Origin of the sequence: Gluconobacter albidus (assembly GCF_002723915.1) — a bacterium.
In the GTDB taxonomy this organism is placed as follows: domain Bacteria; phylum Pseudomonadota; class Alphaproteobacteria; order Acetobacterales; family Acetobacteraceae; genus Gluconobacter; species Gluconobacter albidus.
In genome coordinates this window covers 1-18,880 of the sequence record NZ_BEWL01000001.1, presented here as the reverse complement: position 1 = coordinate 18,880, position 18,880 = coordinate 1, and the positions used below count along the sequence as shown (strand labels likewise).

The window sequence follows — 18,880 nt, the reverse complement described above, 5'->3', positions numbered from 1 at the left end:
CGCTCTACGTCTGCCCCGGCAGATATTTTTTGAAGCTGTATTTTTGCGGAAGGAGTGCCTCATGCCGTTTCTGCGGACGGATCACTGGCGATGCGCCATCGTTCATGCGCCTCTGGCGGAGCTTGTCGAAGCGGCCAGCCTGAACGGTTTTCCCATCACGACACTGCCTGACATCGGAGACCATCGTTTTCTGGCGGACCCTTTCGGCCTGTGGCGGGATGGAAAGCTGCATGTCTTTGCCGAAGCCTTCGATTATCGGCATCCGAAAGGCACGATCGACGTTCTGATCTATGACGGTACGGGGCGGATGCTGTCGCGCGAGAGCGTTCTGGAAGAGCCCTGGCACCTGTCTTACCCATTCGTGTTCGAGCATGAGGGCGAGGTTTTTATGTTGCCCGAAGCAAGCGCTTCAGGGCGTCTCTCGCTCTACCGTGCGAAGTCGTTCCCGCGGGAATGGGAGCGGGTCGAAGCGTTCGATTTCCCCGAAGCGGCAATCGACGCAACCCCTCTTCATTATGCCGGTCGCTGGTGGATGTTCTGGACTCCTGCGGGCAGCAAGGTCGAACGTCAGAGTCTGCTGAACATTTCCGTGGCCGATACGCTGACGGGGCCATGGAAAAACCTCGGACTTTTCCTGAACGACCGTGCGGGAGCACGTCCGGCGGGGACGCCGGTCGTGATGGATGGAAAGATCATCCTGCCGACGCAGGACTGTCAGGGCACCTATGGGCGGGGCATTCGGCTGCTGGAAATTGAGGGGCTGGAGCGTGAACTGCCGAAAGTCACGCCCGGGCTTACGGTTTCCATTCCAGCCACCCTGCGCCGACGCTTTCCGGACGGCATGCACACGCTCTCTGCAGCCGGGCAGGTGACGCTGATCGACGTCAAGAAAATCGGACTTGGCCCGAAACGGGACCTTCTGAACATGAAGCGCCGGATTTTCGGCGCCTGACGAACACGCATTCCGGGTGTTCAGAAGCCCGGAATGCGATCCAGTACGGCGTTCCCATTGCGGGTGAAGGCTTCCGGCCCGAAGCGTTCCAGAACCCGTTTGCGGGAGCGTTCGCCCATTGCTGCCAGATCGGCGGGTCTGCCGATCAGGTCCGCCAGAGCGGCTGCGAGGGCCGGGGCATTGTCGAATGGCACGATGCGTCCCGTCTCTCTGTCGAGAATGCTTGATGGCAGCTCCCCGGCAGGAGTTGCGACAACCGGCAGTCCGCAGGTCATGGCTTCATGCCCTGCGACACACATCCCTTCCCAGTGCGACGACTGGACGTAGAGGTGCAGGGTTTTCAGGAAATCCATGGGCTTTGACGTATAGCCCGGAAGATCAATCGGCAGATTGCCAGCCGTGATGCGGGCCTGTAGCGCGGCGTGCAGAGGGCCGTCGCCTGCAATCTGAAGACGAAACGGTGGCAGGTCGGGGTGATCCTTCAGCAGGGCCACAGCCTCGCAGAGGATGTCATAGGCCTTGACCGGATTCAGTCTTCCCAGTGAGCCGACGCGTACGATTTCGCCCTCTCTCCATGGTGTTGCGATGGGCGCATCCGGATCAGCGCGGAAAATGGGCCAAGCCACGAAATTATCGTTGAGGCCGAGCTCTTTTGCAGCGAAGGTGATGACAGACTGGGAGTCTGCGACCCAGAGCGTGGTGTAGGGACGGCACAGCCGGAGAAGAAACGCATTCGCCTTCTTGAGGCGTCCGCAATGCTGCCAGTGGACCGTCGGGGTCTTGCGGCGCAGGGCGACGAGTTGTCCCAGAAGCGTGGCGCGGCTCAGCGACGTCCAGATCAGGTCAGGCTGAAACGCCTCCATCTCGTCGCGCAGCCAGCGATATGCCACGATATGGTCGCGCGTCGTGCCTTCACGGACGCGGACGGGAATGCCTGCGGCTTCGAGCAACGGAATGGCGAGGCCGTCCTTGCGGGCCAGCGCGAAGACGGTCACCTCTCCGCCGCGTGCTTTCAGCACGGATACGATATCCGGAATGGGAAGCTGTGCGCCGCCACATTCGAGCGAATTGATGATGTAGGCGATTTTCATGGGGTCGTCTGGGCCAGAATCTGTTCAGCCAGCGTCAGGTCGGAGGGTTTGTCCACATCGACCGCTGCACGGCCGTCCGACAATGTCACCAGCCGGACATTGGCTCCGGTAAGTGTCTGGATGCGACGGCACAGGGCTGTGGAGTTGAGCGTGCGCGTCACGGCGCGCAGCAGCGTGCCGAGGCCCAGCGTCAGAGCCATCCGGAGCGGGCGCTTGCGGTTCTGCTGAAGGCGCTTCCACAATTCGATGACGTTCCGGCCTTTTGGGGTGCCGATCAGGAACAGGTTGCAACCTGAAAAACTCATGTCCGACAGGTGGATGTAGGTGCGTTTCGTACCGGGAACGTCACGCTCAACCGTCGCGCGGAGTGCGACACCAGCCGCCAGATCGCAGCCCTGTGCCTTGGCGAGAAATTCCTGGATCCATTCCGGCCGCAGGAGCGCATGATCGGCCGTCGTCACCAGGCAGGGCGTGCCAATCCGTTCTATGGCTTCGGCAACGCTTTCGCTTGGAGAAGAGGCGGAGCGCAGGATCGTGGCATTGCCTGCGAGGTCCCTGATGCAGTCCGGTTTTTCGATGCTGATCGTAACAGGGCCGAGGCCGGGCGTGCGGACGATGGTGTTGAGCACGCGGGCCAGCATGGGCTGACCTGCGACGGGAAGAAGCGCCTTGTGAGAAACCCGCCCGAGTTTTGCGAGAACATCATTCTCGCCGTCCCGGGAGCCGGCGAGGACCAGAACCGGAAAGCTCATGCCGCGCGGTTACGGTCTGGTGTCGTGCGGGATGCGGCCGGGCGGGCCCCGTCCGGGCGATCTTTCGGCGGCGAGCCGGTCAGGTCCATGACCCACGGATAGCGGTGTGCTTCTTCAATGTCGTAGCCGAGATTGAACACATGCTTGCTGCGGGGCCGGTCGCGCGCTTCACGGTAGAAGCTGCTGAACAGACGGTCAGGCACATAGTTCGTGATACCGTAATTGCCGTCTTCGTCATGGAAATGATGCAGGACGTGCAGCTGCTTGATGTCCGCTACCCATTTCCAGCGTGGCTTGTAGGCCAGATGCTGGATGCAGTGGAAGAATTCATAGATGCAGGTCATGATCAGCGCGGTCGAAAGGGCGCAAAACGCACCGCTCCACCCTGCGATCAGACCACCGATCGGCATCGTGATGATGGCCATCGTCGGCACTGTGTTCAGCGGGGAGCCGAACAGAACGTCCAGAAGATGCGGGTCCTGATGATGGTCGAAATGGATGCGCTTCCACAGGGAGGCGGTCCAGTGGTTGCGATAGAGCCAGCGTCCGTGAAGGATGAAACGGTGGATCGCATACCAGGCCAGCGGGTAGACCACGATCACGACGGGGACGGGGATGAGCGTCATCCACAGACTGGTCGAGAAATGTATGGCCGCCCAGGCAGCGCCCGTGATCAGGGCGAAATAGAGCAGGATCGTCGGATAGGTCAGATAGGCGAACCAGAGCTGGGAGAGGTTCATCTTCCCCAGATCAAAGCTGCGGCCAGTCCGGATGGCGGACATGTTGCGCCACGGTGCAGTGAAAGTGCTCATCGTTCCTCCATCCGCAGGATCCAGGTCAAACCCAGAAGGGCGCCAAGCAGCGGCCCGACGCTGACAGCCAGCGGTGCTGGCAGCGTGCCTGCGTTTCCAAGTGCGGAAATCATTCCCTGCAGGATGACGAAGCCCATTCCGGCGCCAAGAACATACACCGGAAGCGGATTTCGAAGTCCTGCCCGAGGAGGGATATAGATCACCGGCAGCGTCAATAGAAGCATTACTGCAATTTCAAGCGGTAAAATCATGCCGCCAAAGAGGGCCATACGGTATGTGGCCCGTGGCAGACTTGCAGGAGCGCCCCTGTGCAGAATGGCGCTGATCTGACCCGGGGTGACGAAAGCCCCGTTCTGGGACAGCGTCATGATGGTGGACGGGGTGGCGGGGATGATGAAGGTGCTGTCGCCTCTTGTGACATTCACGAACGACTTGTCTTCGGAAAGGGAAAGATCCTGGGCCCCATCCGGGTGCCACCGGCCCTGTGTATAGGTCAGGGTATTCGTATGTTCGGTTCCGGTCAGTAGTCCTGTGGCATCACGGTGATAGATTGTCACATCCCGCAGGAAATATCCGCCCTGGGCGATCTGTCCGATCCGCACCAGCGTTGGCCCTGCGCGAAACCACAAAATGTCGTCTTCAGGCTGTCCGTCCTGCCCGGCCAGAGGGTCTGTCCTGTTCCACCATGTGGTGAGGGCATTTTCACAGGCGGGGACCAGCCAGTACTGGGCGCAGGTTCCGCAGAGACCGACAACCAGGACGGCGGGCAGAAGCAGGCGATACAGCGCAGGTGTCGAAAGTCCGGCCGCACGCAGGGCGGAAATTTCGCTCGACAGCGTCATCTGCGTGAGGAGAAAAAGCGCGCCAACCATGAAGGCCAAAGGCAGGATGTCGATGCTCAGCGCCGGCAGATGCAGGAACGCAAATGTCAGGATCCCCCGGATCCCGAGATGCCGGTTCAGGATCGGCGTCGTCTTCTCCATGAGGGCCAGAATTTCCAGCAGGGAGACGAGCACGACACCGCACAGTACGAACCGGCCCAGCAGGGCCCGGTTAAGCGCCTTGATGAGCACGAAGCGCGGCATGGAAGACTGGGAGCCGCTCATGCTACAGCCCGTTTCAGCAGGCGACGGCGCCAGGAACCGCGGGACCGACGCAGCAGGGCCGCGAGACAGCCCAGACAGAACAGCGCTTCAGGCACCCAGATTGCCAGCCAGATCGGCAGACGGCCCGTTGAGGCGAGGCTGTGACCGAACATCAGGGTCTGGTCAAACCCGATCAGGATGACGGCAACTGCGATCAGACCCCAGACGGATTTGCGCCGTCGTGCGCTGATGGCCAGCGCGACCGCCAGTGGAGGAATGAAGGGAATGGCGATGGCGCGGGCCATGCGGAAGTCCATTTCAGCCCGGAGCGTACGGTATTCGATACCCGGCAGGCCGTAGCGCAGATCATGGGCCAGTTCGAGCAGCGTCAGTTCACGTTCGTCCGCTCCGCGTGAGCGGAAAGCGGTTTCCTTGTCTGGCCGGTCGATGACGCGGACAACATGCTCGAAATGCGTGACCGTCGGCTTGTGGGGATGGGTAGCCTGAAACGGATCGTCCACGATTTCTCCGTTCCACAGGTCGAGGCGCGTGCTGCGCGTCTTTTCCGAAATGGTCAGCGCGCCGGTCTGTGCCGTGATGATGTGGGCGACGCCACTGGCACTGACTTCGCGGATAAAGACCCGTCTGAGTCGGGTGCCGGCATGGCTGACGCTGTCTGCGGTCATGACGGCTTTGCTGGAGGTGGAGGCGAACATTCCGGCCTGAAGATGGGGCGCCCAGCCGGTATGTTCCGCGAAATAGAAGCCCGCGCGATAGTCATACCGGGCAACGGGCTGGATATAGCCGTACAGGAACACGCTTGCCGCCCCAAGAAGCAGGCCGACGATCATGAAGGGACGGCTGATCCGCATGAGCGAGACGCGACCGGCCTGCAGGGCGTCGATTTCGTTGTTGTCACTCATGCCGCGAACGGTGAGGAACACTGCGATGCACAGCGCCGCAGGCAGGGCGATGCCAAAATAATGAGGCAGCAGATCGGTCAGAAGCGCAATGCAGGTCGCAAGTGAACTGCCTGCGGAGGCGAGATAATCGAAAAGCGACAGCAGGCGCTCGAGAAGCAGGGCGACCAGCATCGCCAGAAGCGCGATCGCAAACGGCGGCGCCATCTGTGTCAACAGATAGCGGTCCAGAATATGGGCCCGCTGTTTCACGCGTCTGTCCTTCCTGCCTGTTTCCGCCCGGAGCGTTCTTGCCTGGACCGTTTCCAAGAGGCCCGTTCGCTGACCGAACCATCCAGCCGGTGACGGGCCAGATCAATGTGCCAGCCCCCTTCATATGGGTGGATTGTCAGATGATTCCAGCAGGCCTGCCGGTGAGGGCGTTCATCCGTAAGGGAGGCCGAGGCCACGCCCAGCAGGGGAATGTCCGTTCCGGCGATATGGGTCAGCGTCGCATCATGGGAATGACCATGCAGGACGATCTCCGCTCCGGTCCGCCGCAGGAGGGCGGCAACCTCACGATGGTCCAGCAGGGATTTGCGCCAGGGGACGAGGCCGCGCTTCGGCGGATGGTGGATCATCACGACCCGGCACAGTCCCTCCTGTCCAAGGTGCTCCAGCAGGGCTTCGAGGCGCTCCCGCTGCCTGCGGCCGACGCGGCCATACGCCATGAAGGGCGCTGTGGGTATGCCGGAATTGACACCGACAATCGCAATGCCGTTCTGGATGCGCACATACGGGTATTGCCGCGCGGACCAGTGTTCCCACTGGCTCAGCCCCACGGAAGCTGGTTGCCGGACCATGCAGTCATGATTGCCGGGGATCACAAGGGCCGGAGCGGGCAGCGCTTCCAGCCAGCGGGCGGCCTCGGCAAATTCGTCAGGCGTCCCGAAATTGGTCAGATCCCCGCTCACGAGGATCGTATCCACGCCGGTGTGTCCGATATCCTTCACTAGGGCCGCGCAGGTCTGCGCAAGATGGACGTACTGGCGGTGTTTCTTCCAGGACAGGAGGCTCAGGGCGCGCTTGTTGAGCGCAGCGCGCCAGTGAACGGGCGGCGGGGGCAAATGCGGGTCTGAAATATGGGCCAATGTGACATGAGGCGTTGTGACAGGGGACGTGGGCCGCGATGCGAGGGGATCTGCGGGCAGGTCAGGGGTCATGATCAGAAAGAGGCCTTGTCAGTATCCACGCCATGAACCGGCGCCCGGGACTGCCGGAATGTGCCGTTCTGGCAGTTCCATCATAGCCGTGCTAGACCCGCCCGCATAGCCGAACGCCATATGAAGATTGCCTCCCCAGTGCGCATAGCCTTGATCCATAATGCCCGTAGCCGGAGAAACCGCCGGAACGGTTCCAGTTTTGCTGTCGAGGCCCAGGCCCTTCTGGGGAAGGATTTCGTTCCCTCCGACAGCCGGGAAGGGACCACTGACCATGTCCGCCAGCTTTGCGAGCGGGGGATCGACACCATCATTATTGATGGCGGAGACGGGACGGTCAGCACAGCCCTGACCGCTATTGCGCGCGCTTATCCCGCAGACCGCCTGCCAGATATCGTGGTTCTGGCGTCTGGTAACACGAACCTGATTGCCAGCGACGTGGGGTTTGGTCTGCGTGGCATGGACGCAATCCGCCGCCTGAAGGCAGGCGCCCTGCGCTCCAGCATCCGCACGCCGGTTCGCCTGTCCTGGCCCGGAACCGACCGCATGCCCGTCCTCGGGCTTTTCGGGGGATGTGCCGGATTTGCGCGGGCCGTCCGCATCGCCCATTCGCCAACGGTGCTGCGTTTTGCACCGCATGATCTGGCCGTAGGGATCACCCTTCTGACCACGTTCGTCAGTCTCATGTTCCGCAAAAGCCGCGAAGCCTGGCTCCGGGGAGATCCGCTGCGGATCGAAACAGGCGGACATGTCTATGACGGGCAGAGCTTCATGTTTCTGGTGACGGGGCTGTCGTGCCTGTCACGCGGGATCTGGCCGTTCTGGGATGCCGAACCCAATGTGGAGGGGCTTCGGTATCTGGATGTCGGCGCACAGCCTGACAGTCTTTTGCGGGCCACATGGGCGCTTTTGTGCGGTCGTGCGCCACGCTGGCTGCGTCGTCACCCCGATTATGTCAGTGGTCGTACGGACGATATGACACTGGTAACGGAAAGCGATTTCGTACTCGACGGAGAGGTTTTCAGTGCCGCGCCGGATGGCGTATTGAGACTGGAGCGTGCGCCCAGCTTCCGGTTCCTTCATGCCTGATGCGCTCGAACAGCGCCTGATCGCTGAACTGACCACTCCTGTCGATCCGGGTGTCAGCGCCTTCGCTGATGCTTTAGCCCGTGCCTGCCCCGAACTGCCTCTTGGCGTGCTGTTTTACGGCTCGCTTCTGCGCAATGCCGATCCGGATGGCATTCTTGACTTCTATATTGTCACCGAAAATGCAGAAGGATTTTCAGGCGGACTGATCGCCCGGACCGGAAACCTCGTGCTGCCGCCCAATGTGCGGTATTCGGAATTCCGGTATCAGGACCGCGTTCTGCGTGCAAAGATCGCAGTGCTCTCCCGTGAGCAGTTCGCTGCCCGCACCACTCTTGGAGCCTTGGACACGACGATCTGGGCCCGTTTCTGCCAGCCGGTCCGGCTGGTCTGGGTGCGCGGACCGGAGAGTGCGGACAGTCTTCTCACTCTCATTGCGGGATGTGTGACGACGGCGTCATGCTGGGCTGCTCTTCTGGGGGCGCCTTCCATGACGGCGCTGGAGTTCTGGAAAACCCTGTTCGCCCATACCTATGCGTCCGAACTTCGGGTTGAAAAGAAAGGGCGCGGCAACAGCATTCTGGAAGGACAGGAGGTGCGTTATGCGGCCCTGTTGCCGCTGGGATGGGCAAAGGGAGGGCTTCAGTTCTCCGTTTATGGCGATATCCTAGAGCCTGTTCTGAGCGCGGCCCTGCGTCGAAAAGCCGCCCGTCGCTGGGCGCTGGTACAGACATCCGGTCGTCCGCGGAACGTCGCCAGGCTGCTGAAAGCAGCTTTCACCTTTGAAAACGGCGCGTCCTATCTTGCTTGGAAAATACAGCGCCATACGGGCTTTGACATGAAGTTGTCGCCCTTTGAGAGACGGCATCCGCTCGTGATGCTGCCACGGCTTCTGTGGCGTGCCCGAAAGCTGTTGGGCCGCCCGAAAGCATAAAAAAGGGGGATCCATCGGATCCCCCTTTTTTATGAATTACAGCCCAAAATGTCTGGCGACTTCGCCGAAGACAACAACCGCGCGGTCGATTTCCTCAGGCGAATGGGCGGCCATGACCGAACAGCGCAGCAGGGGCCGGTTGTCAGGCGTTGCCGGCGGCAGCGAGAGGTTCACATAGACGCCGTTTTCCAGAAGCGCGTTCCAGAAGGCCACGGCCTGATCCACGGTCTCAAGCGTCACCGCGACGACTGGGGAAACATGTTCGCCGGTCTTGAGGCCGGCTTTCTGAAGCCCGGCATGCAGACGCGCCGCATTGTCCTGCAGCTTCGTCCGCAGTTCCGGACGCTCCTGCATGTCCTCGAGTGCTGCCATGGTGGCGGCAATGATCTCGGGGGGAAGAGACGCCGTGAACATGTAAGGCCGTGAGCACAGACGCATCAGGTCCACGCCATCGTGGTTTGTGACGCAGTAGCCGCCGACGGTGCCAAGCGACTTGGAGAAGGTGCCGACCACGAAGTCGATTCCGTCCTCGCAGCCTTGAACTTCCGCAACGCCACGGCCATTCGCGCCCATGACGCCGAACGAATGGGCTTCGTCAGCCATCAGATAGGCGCCGTGGCGCGTCTTGATGTCGACGAATTTATCCAGCGGGGCAACATTGCCCGTCATGGAATAGATGCCCTCGGCGACGATCAGCTTTGCGCCCGGATGATCCTTCAGGCGCGCCAGGCGCTTCTCCAGATCGACCGGATCGTTGTGGCGGAAGCGGATGACCTGTGCGCCCGACAGTTTTGCGCCGTCATAGATGCTGGCATGGCTGTCCGCATCGAGCAGCAGGATGTCATCCTTGTTCACAAGCGCCGAAATCGTGCCGAGATTGGCCTGATATCCGGTGGAGAACACCATGCAGTGCTTGCGACGGAAGAATTCGGCCAGGCGGGCTTCCAGCTTGCGATGCAGTCCAAAAGTGCCGTTTGCGATGCGCGAGCCCGTCGTGCCGACGCCCATCGTCTCCGCCGTTTCCACGGCGGCTTTGATGGCTTTTTTCGACTGGCTGAGACCAAGATAGTTGTTGGTCCCGAACAGGAGCGTTTCGCGGCCTTCGATGATGCCGACGCTGGCGGAAACCGGCCGCTCGATCACGACTTCGAACGGATTGCGCGGTGACGTCGCCGTCAGGGCGCCATAAGCTTCGCGCAGTCCCGCATGTTTGGCGAAAATATCGATCACGCCTGGGCGACCTTCAGCGCATGCAGGCAGCCGGCCAGATCATTGATGGTACGGATATCAGCCAGTTTGTCGAGAGGGACGGAGACGTCGATTTCGTCTTCGATTTCCATAACGAAATTCATGACGGCCAGGCTGTCAAAGGCAAGATCTTCGACAATCTTGCTGTTGCCATCGATGTCCCGGGGAACTTTCGGGTTGGCAAGCAGTTTCTCAATGATCATTGCGGAAATGTCGGTGACGCTGTCAGTCATGGACTTCAACTCTCGATGTCTGTGCAATCTTGGGCAAGCCTTATGCTCCAAACCCGTCCCGTTCGCCAGCCCTCTGTCTTTTCAGGCAGTCTGGCAATCGGGAACGGACAGGATTCAGGCGGCCGAAGACGTGGTTTCGGGCTGCTGGTCAAACTGCCCGGAGAGCAGCATGGTCTTGGCCCTGGCACGGGTCAGCTTGCCGGAGGATGTCTGGGGCAGCGTACGGGGCGGAACGAGGATGACGTCGACATCCACCCCGTGCTGACGACGGAACAGACTCGTAACCTCGTCACGAAGCTGGTTGCGGCTCGCATCCTCGCTCGCGCGACACTGGACGAGGGCTACGATTTTTTCGCCTTCCTCGCCATCCACGGAGAACACGGCCACGTCACGCGAACGCAGGGTCGGAATTTCGCTTTCGGCGGACCATTCCAGATCCTGCGGCCAGATATTGCGGCCATTGATGATGATCAGGTCCTTGGCGCGTCCTGTCACGACGATCTGACCATTGAGGTGATAGCCAAGGTCGCCGGTATTCAGCCAGCCATCTGCATCGAGAACTTCTCCGGTCTCGTCAGGGCGGCGGAAATAACCGCACATCAGGCTTGGTCCACGGACATAGACGGTTCCGACCTGGCGGTCCGCCAGATCATGGCCTGCTGCATTCCGGACCTCGATCTGGTGATCGGGCAGAGCTGCACCACACAGTACAAACGTCCGCAGCGGGTGGGACGGGTCGTTGGAAGGCTCGGCAATGCCATCCTTCTCGAGACGGCGCAGATCAATGGTATCGGTCTGGATGCCGGTGTCGAGCGGTGCGAAGCTGATGGCGAGGGTCGCTTCCGCCATGCCGTAACTTGCAACAAAAGCGCTGGCCCGGAACCCGTTGGACGCAAAACGCTCTGCAAAGCCCTCAAGGATATGATGGCGGATCATGTCGCCGCCGATGCCGGCGATGCGCCAGCACGACAGGTCCAGATCGGCCTGACCGCTACGGCGGGAGCAGAGTTCGTAGCCAAAAGACGGGCTGTAGGCGATCGTCCCGCGATTGCGCGAGATCAGGTCCAGCCAGACATGTGGACGGCGGGCGAACTCACGGGTCGGCAGCAGGTCCACGGAAAGCTGGCAGGTCAGGGGCGTCAGGAAGAAGCCGACAAGACCCATGTCGTGATAGAGCGGCAGCCACGAGACGCAGCGGTCATCACGCGGGTCTTCGGCCGGATGAACGTGAAGGCCGTCCCGGGCAATGGCGCGGGCGTTGGCCATTCCGGCCGCCTGCGTGACCGAAACACCCATCGGAAAGCGCGTGCTCCCCGAGGAGAACTGGAGATAGGACAGGGCCGTCGGGGAGATTTCCGGCAGCTCTACACGGGCCTCGGCATGTCGGTTAAGATCGGCAGGAGAGCCGCCGAACACCAGATCCAGCCCCTCCACGATGTCGCCGGTCCAGCTTCCGATCACATCGGGCACCACGACGGCACGGGCCGCAGCGCTCTGGATCATGCCACGCAGGGTCGCCACATAGCCGTCCTTGCCGCCAAAGGCGACAGGGAGGGGAAGTGGCGCCGGAACGAGGCCGGCATACTGGCAGCCAAAGAAAATCCGGGCGAAATCGCCGTCGCTTTCCGCAACGATCGCAACACGGTCGCCGGGCGTGAGGCCAAGACCCAGCAGACGACAGGCCATGGAGCGCGCCTGGTCGCGAAGCACACGGTAAGGCAGAGCTTCGAGAAGCTGTCCCCGGCCGGAATAGATGTTAAATCCGCTCTCACCCTGCGCCGCGTAGTCGAGTGCGGCTGCAAAGCTGGGGAAATCTCCGTAACGTCGTTCCAGACCGGATCGGCTGGGCGTCGGGACGGGATTGGCGGTTGGGTTCTGGTTGGCCTCGGTCAAACCTGGACTAGCTCCGTTTGGATCACCTGACATCAGGCAGCCCTTTTCAGAAAATCGACGATTGCGTCCGCCGCAGCGGGAGCAGTGGGTTCATCACCCAGTGTTTCGAATGTCTCTAATACATATTGGCGCTGCGCCTCAAGAAAACGAGGATGCGTTTCGAAGGCATTCTTGATCCTGTCGCCCAGATCCAACACATTTTCTGTCACCGGCCCCAGCGTCCAGAACTGATAATCCGGATCTCCGTGCCATTTTACGTGGTGGGCATTGAGAAACAGACAAGGACGTGGGCGGATCATGAATTCGGCCACCTGACTGCTGACATCCCCCAGATAGAGGTCTGCCCCCATCGTATAGGTCATGTCGATGCTCCGGTGGCTTCCGGGGTCGATCAGCATGTGCGGGAGATGCCCATACTGACGCTGCAATGCCTCGCCTTCCTCGCGACGGTTGTCGAAAAGACGGAAATGAGGCGCGAAAACAAGGTTATAGCGGTCCTGTCCGGCAAAGAACTTCAGAATCTGATGTCCCATTCCGGGCCAGGAAGACAGACGGCGTACGAAATGCGGATTATACAGGACTGTGGGCCGGTTGTTATTAAAAAGCTTCGGCCGCTTTGCATCCATGCGCCTCACGAGATCAAATTTGGCATAGGTGCCACGGTGATAGGCGCCGGGACGGATGATCCCTTTTTCCAGCATGCGCTGTTCCACCTTGCGTCCGGGAACCAGAAGGAAATCGAACCTGCCAAGATGGCTGGCAAATCCGATGGCCCGATCTCCGGCCCCATGTCCCGTCCAGATCATCTTCGGACGTCGTACTCCCATGCGGCGAAGTTGCAGGGACGTCGCTTCCGGCACGATGATGGCGTCAAACCCCCGGAAATAATGCCGGGATGCGAACAGTCCGATCAGCCGGTCCACCACCCGCAGGCCATGCTTTTCGATGCGACGGCGGAGTTTCTGGGAGATGGGCAGCAGATCGAACTGGACGCGCGCCTCAGGATAGAGGGTTGCGAGGGAGCTGGCCAGTTCGAGATGGCTGACGGTCAGGCAGGACACATGGACCGCCACGTCTGGATGGCGCGCAGAAATCTCCAGAGCAACGGGCAGGGCGTGCAGGGTCTGGTGGCGCTGGCCGATGAGGGGGAAGGCCACCTTCATGCTGCAAGCCCATCGGGGCTGCGGGCCGCGCGGATCACGAGGACCAGCTGAATCGTGATCAGTAATGTCACGCCGCAGAACGTCGCCGGCCCCACCCCACTCAGCCCGTACTGGCGGACCATCATGACGAGTGCCGGGAGAAAGAACAGGCATTCGAGAATGCGTGCGCCGATCGCGGCGCCAGAACGATTTGTCGTAAACAGAAGCGGTTCCAGTGGCAGGCCCCAGACAGTCACGACTTCGGCGGCGAGCAGCCACAGCGTGACGGGAAGGGCTTCCGTTGCTCCGGTGTGTCCGATGTAAAGCTGAAGCAGCGGGCGTCCTGCGAACAGTGTCAGCAGGAGCAGGCCCGTCCCGATTCCCCCGGCCATCAGGGCGATCTGTCCCGTCATGCGATACAGGCGGTTCATGGCCCGATCACGCCATAGCCGGGCCATTTCCGGATAAACGGTCGTCTGGATCAGCGTGGCGGGTTTTGCGATTCCCGCGGCGATCTGGCTTGCAATCCGGTAATAACCCGCGCTGGTCGGACCAACGAATGCGCCGACCACGAGCGTGCCGATATGTCCGAAGGCAAGGGCAAGCGTGGAGTTGAGGTTCGTGTTCAGCGCAAAACGCCAGATCCCGGGATAGGTGCGAAAAAACTGTCCGCTCAGGAGTTCGGGGATAATGCCGCGCATTTCCTGAAAAAGTCCGCGGATCAGGTCGCGGCGATACATTTCCCGGGCTGCCATGAAGAAGATCGTGCCCCAGGCGGCGGCTTCGGCGGCAATCCAGACGCTGGCGAGTACTGTCACCGAAGCCCAGCCCAGAGCCATCGAGGCCGTTCCGATGACCCGGACGATGGTGGCGACGGTTCCCTGAACGGCCAGCAGATCGTAGCGGTCGAACACCCGCAGCAGACCGGTCGCGGTCGCGGACGCCATAAAGAGAATGGAAACGCAGTAGACGACGCCGATGATATGGATCTGGGGTGGCCATCCCAGAAATTTCATGGCCAGAAGACTGATGAGAACGCCGCCACCAAAGCCCAGAAGCCCTCCCGAAGTGTCCAGAAGAAGGCTGAAGGAGACGATTTTCTGGAAACTGCTACGGTCCCCCTGCGTCAGGGGTTTCAGACCGTAATGCAGAACGGTCTGCCAGGACTGGAAGTCAACGATATCACCCATCGTCCGCGCGAAGGCATACATCATCGCAACGAGCCCAAAGCCGTAGCTGCCCAGCAGATGGGTCGCAAGCCAGATGTGAAGAAGGCTCAACGGAGCGTTCACGGCGCGCCCCCCCAGAAGAACGCCCAGATTGCTCATGACACGCTGGATACCGCCGGGTCTCGCTGCCTGGGAAGACGATGAGTCGTCTGACATCAATTTATGGAAACTTTCGTGACAGTCTTGTCGTTAACGCCGGTCTGGAACAGAAATAGGCGTTTCCCCGGAAATCTGAACTCACTTTTTGTGACGGAAAATTGCGTCAACAGGAATCCCTATCAAGCCATTGAAAATAAATGCTTTTTTTGATGTTTTTGGGCAGCAAAAAAAGTATGCCTGTTTTATGTTTGAAAAATACGGTTACGTAAAGCGTTCACAAACACGTTGTGTCGTCGGTAGGGTGGGACGTATCAAGAACGCTGGTCAGGAACATGATATGAATGAATATGACCGGGATTAATCCCGGTCATATTGGTCATTTTTCAAACAATTTGCATTTGGCGATATGTTTGTCGTTGGTTCCATATTGGATCACGGTTTGAATAAACGTTTGGTTTGATCTGGTTATTTTTTGATTTTGGAATATCAAATCGCGTAATTGTTCATCCGTGGTTGTTTGATACACCACACACTGGACCGATTTTGCACGATCACTGGATAATTTTTGACGATGTGAATCATTCCCATATCGTGCAACGGCTTTACGAACATCACAATGTTTGTCATGAACCAACACGTCACGGATTTTATTCGATCCATACATTGCAGCCCGTATCCGCCAGAATTGGTCAGGATTGGTGGAAAATGTATCCATGATTTGTGGAACATGTTTCATATGGGTAAGATAATCACCATCCATTCCGGGAACATGATTATCAAAAAACACCCGTAATACATCACATATTGTTCGATTTTGTCCGAAAACGGTTTTCGATTTTGATCGAACAAATTGGTTTGTTTGATAATCGACCATGTTCAAAAACACATCGTTTGGATACATTGACGAAAATTTATAATTCCAAAACATAAGAATGCAACGGGTTTTATATTGTTGTTCATCATCGCATATGAATGGCGTGTTTTTGAATTTAAATGTATTTGTCGCAAATTCAACCACACGTTTGTTTTTATAAGAATCAATTTGTGTTTGCGTTGGTTTTGGTATGGAATCGCCATATGTTTTCATCGCATAATATAATGCAATATCGTTTATATTATCATCATGATATCCACCGTAAACAATACCATTAATTAATGAATCAAAAGTTGCATATGATGATTCATTGATGATTTTTGTTATATGTGGTGGCGTTATATGTACCGCCGTTGATACAACGGCAGGTATGACGTTAATTTGTTTGTTTAATGATTTATAGGTCATACATTATCCAATCATAATTTTATGTATCCATGTTTTGAATCCATATCGGTTGAAAGAAACGGACATTCGTTTCCATTGACGTTAAGATATCAGATCGTTTCTTGAAATAAAAATGTTTTATTTAGGTCAATACAAAGCCCGTAATTGCTTCATCATGCTTATATTATTTTTGACTATGGTTTGTGCTTTCCCCAATAATATATGCCTGTACGGGCCAGATATCGGCTTACGGCGCATATGAAGTGATCCAATGTAGGGAATTGGGCTGTCTGCTGATCCTGCGGGCTGTCATCGCGTCTGAAGGGCAGGGCAGGGGGGTAGATGAAGAAAAGAAGGCCAGGGTGATAAGCCCCGGCCTTCTGCGTTGGTCGTTATGGCGGTTAGGCCAATAGGAAGTCGGTGAATGACTTCTGGACAAGCTTTCCATCAACCAGTTCCTGAACACTGGTTATGAACGGCTTCATGGCTGACCAAGGGATATTGATGGTCTGGCCGGTGTTTAACGTCATACCTGTATAACTTACGTTATTCTGGTTGGACATGGGGTAATTACAATTTACTTCTGCATATCTTATATCAGCATGGGATGCATTATATCGAAGGTTTAGACTGGAACGTAATTTGTCAAAATCAATGGTTATATAGAAATCATTGTCACCAAACGTCTGAACGATATAATCCACGTTTTCGGTGACAAGCCATCCCGGTTTGTATCCGTAATTGGACCAGATTTCTGCATAGAAGCTTTTGTACTTCTTGCGTCCGAATTTCATATCATATGTGCGAACATCACCATTCTTGAAGGTAAAGGTTACATCACCTGTCTTCTGTTGTTTCTTGGTGTCATGGATGGTGATGTATTCTAAAGCGTTAAGATGATATTCGCCCATATGTATAATGGCAGCCCATTCGGCATCTTTGCCTAGTGTGTGGTCTTGATTGAAATTTTGTGTCTTCATTTTCTTTTCCCAAAATAAATTTGATAAAACTATTTATCAGGGAAGAAATCCGATTAACTGTGGTGTTAAAAAACTAGCGATGCATATTAAAAACGAATTAAAAATATCTTGTTTTTATTAACAATATAGTTTATAACTACGTTAATGTTATAAATACATTTGTACGAAACGGACCCGATCAAATTACCGTTTCAACAATGGTGATTTGATTATCCGTTTTATACTTATAATCTATATCTTTTTTCTATTTTTAAATTTGAAAACCCATTGTGAATCCTTTGATCGGGTCCATTCACAATGGGTTTTTTTTATGACCTGATTTCAGAAATAGGATTAAAGAATGAATACAAAAATAGATTTTAATGAAATATATAAGTTATACAAAGAAGTTGAAAATGTTAAAATGTTGGCCAGTGATATGGTTTTGATGTTGTATCGCCAATATCCTGACAACATAAAAGAAATAACAGATGCAGTTTCGAAGTATAAAGAAATATCTGCCATTGATATTAAAAACGCAAAGAAGCAGTTGATCAAAAACAAAACAAAGGCGATAGAAGCGAAAACGCTTCCTGAATTTATAAAAACATATTTTTCATTAAACGGGATTGATATCGACATTCAGGGTGGCTTAAAAAATAAGCCACATGACATATCAGACAACGATGATGTGGAAATGGAATTAATTCTTCGCGCAAGTAATAATGCGAAAATTATGTTCGTATCGGATATCGCAACCAACATTCAGAATGAAATCATTGAAAACGATTATCCTAAAGAATGGCGTCCATATGATTATATCCAAAGAAATATAATTTCACATATGAACGATACGACCCAAGAAAAGCGTTTAGAAGTTATCCAGCCATTGATGATGTCGAAGGGCGGATTTAAAGATTACACGGCGTTTCTGGACGCGGCGCGTATTATATCGAACGACAACCCTGATTATGTGGCTGCTGTTTTATACCATTTCATATGGCAGGCCAAACGTAAGATGACGGGCTTCAATGTTGATAATCACATGATGCCAATTTTCACAGGAAAACAAAACTGCGGTAAATCACGCTTCGTAAATGACTACCTGTTGAAACCAATTACTGGCCTTTTCACCGAAGCAAACTTTACGCAAGTTGGTGATGATAGAAATGTTGCATTATCAACAAACAACTATGTGTTGTTCTGTGATGAAATGATTGGTTCAAACAAAACTGAAAACAACATTATTAAAAATGCGATATCAAGAAAAGACATTCAATATAGACCAATGGGAACGAATGCGTCATTGAACGTTCCAAACAATGTTACCTTCATTGGTTGTACGAATGAATCACTTGCGGATTTGATTAAAGATGACACAGGCGCAAGACGTTTTCCAATTATCAATTATGGTGACGTAGGGGGATATGAATCACCTTGGATGAACCCAAAATTTAATGAAATCGACTGGTTCAAGTTGTGGTGTAACGTTAATCCTAAAGAAGAATGTGTATTCAAGCGCCACCCTAACTTGTTAGGTTTGACGATGGATAACATAAACGAAAACAAATACATATCACCGTTACAACACTGGTTTATGGATATGGATGATAAGCCAAAATCCATATCACCAAAAGACGGGAAGGCGATGTATCTATTATATGCTGAATTCATTAAGACATTTCATCAGTCATCCAAGCCAATATCATCAACAAAGTTCTTTCGTGAATTATCCAACTATGCAGACGAACATAATGATTTAATAACAAAACACACGGACAGACTTAGAAATAAAACATATTACTGGAATCAGTGACCAAGAAAGGATAGACGAACAATCTATCCCAAAGCAATAACCAACAAACAAAGAAAGGGATCATATGATCCATTTTTCTTTATGTTCAGCAGATACATCATCAGCGCAAAGATAATGCGTCAGCATAATAAACGGCTGTTTCTGTAGCACTGTAGCCAGTTTGCTGACG

Annotated in this window: 17 protein-coding genes; 4 read left to right on the top strand and 13 right to left on the bottom strand. The window is 55.6% G+C overall.

What is annotated here, in order from left to right:
* Nucleotides 1-61: 61 nt before the first annotated feature.
* Entirely contained in the window at nucleotides 62-952 is an 891-nt protein-coding gene (locus GAL01_RS00080) for a glucosamine inositolphosphorylceramide transferase family protein (RefSeq protein WP_062030208.1), read from the top strand.
* A 20-nt stretch (nucleotides 953-972) separates the two neighbouring features.
* On the opposite strand, the gene GAL01_RS00075 is transcribed toward GAL01_RS00080, so the two are convergent.
* Genes GAL01_RS00075 through GAL01_RS00050 form a run of 6 tightly spaced genes read right to left on the bottom strand, consistent with a single transcriptional unit; the run spans nucleotide 973 to nucleotide 6,814 of the window.
* Nucleotides 973-2,043 (bottom strand): glycosyltransferase, encoded by a 1,071-nt coding sequence (locus GAL01_RS00075; protein ID WP_062030206.1) that lies wholly within the window; start codon nucleotides 2,041-2,043, stop codon nucleotides 973-975.
* A complete protein-coding gene (locus GAL01_RS00070; protein WP_099253016.1) occupies nucleotides 2,040-2,795 on the bottom strand; it encodes a nucleotidyltransferase family protein in 756 nt (251 codons plus the stop codon). Before GAL01_RS00070 ends, GAL01_RS00075 begins: the two co-directional genes overlap by 4 nt.
* Entirely contained in the window at nucleotides 2,792-3,607 is an 816-nt protein-coding gene (locus GAL01_RS00065; protein WP_062027590.1) for a sterol desaturase family protein, read from the bottom strand. The genes GAL01_RS00070 and GAL01_RS00065 overlap by 4 nt, the downstream gene beginning before the upstream one ends.
* Nucleotides 3,604-4,713 (bottom strand): LptF/LptG family permease, encoded by a 1,110-nt coding sequence (locus tag GAL01_RS00060; RefSeq protein ID WP_082790613.1) that lies wholly within the window; start codon nucleotides 4,711-4,713, stop codon nucleotides 3,604-3,606. The genes GAL01_RS00065 and GAL01_RS00060 overlap by 4 nt, the downstream gene beginning before the upstream one ends.
* Nucleotides 4,710-5,864, bottom strand: a complete 1,155-nt coding sequence (locus tag GAL01_RS00055; protein WP_062027588.1) for an LptF/LptG family permease — start codon at nucleotides 5,862-5,864, stop codon at nucleotides 4,710-4,712. Before GAL01_RS00055 ends, GAL01_RS00060 begins: the two co-directional genes overlap by 4 nt.
* Complete coding sequence (locus GAL01_RS00050) at nucleotides 5,861-6,814, bottom strand: metallophosphoesterase family protein (RefSeq protein ID WP_062027585.1); 954 nt, start codon at nucleotides 6,812-6,814, stop codon at nucleotides 5,861-5,863. Before GAL01_RS00050 ends, GAL01_RS00055 begins: the two co-directional genes overlap by 4 nt.
* Before the next feature lie 120 nt (nucleotides 6,815-6,934).
* Between GAL01_RS00050 and GAL01_RS00045 the strand changes: the two genes are divergently transcribed.
* On the top strand, nucleotides 6,935-7,900 hold the full coding sequence (locus GAL01_RS00045) for a diacylglycerol/lipid kinase family protein (RefSeq protein ID WP_231865217.1): 966 nt from the start codon (nucleotides 6,935-6,937) through the stop codon (nucleotides 7,898-7,900).
* On the top strand, nucleotides 7,893-8,831 hold the full coding sequence (locus tag GAL01_RS00040) for a hypothetical protein (RefSeq protein ID WP_062027583.1): 939 nt from the start codon (nucleotides 7,893-7,895) through the stop codon (nucleotides 8,829-8,831). The genes GAL01_RS00045 and GAL01_RS00040 overlap by 8 nt, the downstream gene beginning before the upstream one ends.
* A gap of 36 nt (nucleotides 8,832-8,867) precedes the next feature.
* Here the strand turns inward: GAL01_RS00040 and spt are convergent, their stop codons facing one another.
* The 7 genes from spt to GAL01_RS00010 form a co-directional block, all read right to left on the bottom strand.
* On the bottom strand, nucleotides 8,868-10,061 hold the full coding sequence (gene spt / locus GAL01_RS00035) for a serine palmitoyltransferase (protein WP_082790612.1): 1,194 nt from the start codon (nucleotides 10,059-10,061) through the stop codon (nucleotides 8,868-8,870).
* Entirely contained in the window at nucleotides 10,058-10,312 is a 255-nt protein-coding gene (locus GAL01_RS00030) for an acyl carrier protein (protein ID WP_062027581.1), read from the bottom strand. Before GAL01_RS00030 ends, spt begins: the two co-directional genes overlap by 4 nt.
* Before the next feature lie 114 nt (nucleotides 10,313-10,426).
* On the bottom strand, nucleotides 10,427-12,238 hold the full coding sequence (locus GAL01_RS00025; RefSeq protein ID WP_174694410.1) for a fatty acyl-AMP ligase: 1,812 nt from the start codon (nucleotides 12,236-12,238) through the stop codon (nucleotides 10,427-10,429).
* Entirely contained in the window at nucleotides 12,238-13,368 is a 1,131-nt protein-coding gene (locus GAL01_RS00020; protein WP_062027576.1) for a hypothetical protein, read from the bottom strand. Before GAL01_RS00020 ends, GAL01_RS00025 begins: the two co-directional genes overlap by 1 nt.
* The gene (locus GAL01_RS00015) at nucleotides 13,365-14,732 is read right to left on the bottom strand and encodes a lipopolysaccharide biosynthesis protein (RefSeq protein ID WP_062027574.1); all 1,368 of its coding nucleotides are present in this window, start codon (nucleotides 14,730-14,732) and stop codon (nucleotides 13,365-13,367) included. Before GAL01_RS00015 ends, GAL01_RS00020 begins: the two co-directional genes overlap by 4 nt.
* A 319-nt stretch (nucleotides 14,733-15,051) precedes the next feature.
* Nucleotides 15,052-15,957 carry a hypothetical protein gene (locus tag GAL01_RS15415; protein ID WP_145995588.1) on the bottom strand — a complete coding sequence of 302 codons (906 nt, stop codon included), beginning with the start codon at nucleotides 15,955-15,957 and terminating at the stop codon, nucleotides 15,052-15,054.
* Between the two features lie 380 nt (nucleotides 15,958-16,337).
* Nucleotides 16,338-16,916: a hypothetical protein gene (locus tag GAL01_RS00010; RefSeq protein WP_062027573.1), complete on the bottom strand. Its 579-nt coding sequence runs from the start codon at nucleotides 16,914-16,916 to the stop codon at nucleotides 16,338-16,340.
* A gap of 340 nt (nucleotides 16,917-17,256) precedes the next feature.
* On the opposite strand from GAL01_RS00010, the gene GAL01_RS00005 reads away from it, so the two are divergent.
* The gene (locus tag GAL01_RS00005) at nucleotides 17,257-18,711 is read left to right on the top strand and encodes a VapE domain-containing protein (protein ID WP_062027572.1); all 1,455 of its coding nucleotides are present in this window, start codon (nucleotides 17,257-17,259) and stop codon (nucleotides 18,709-18,711) included.
* Nucleotides 18,712-18,880: the final 169 nt, after the last annotated feature.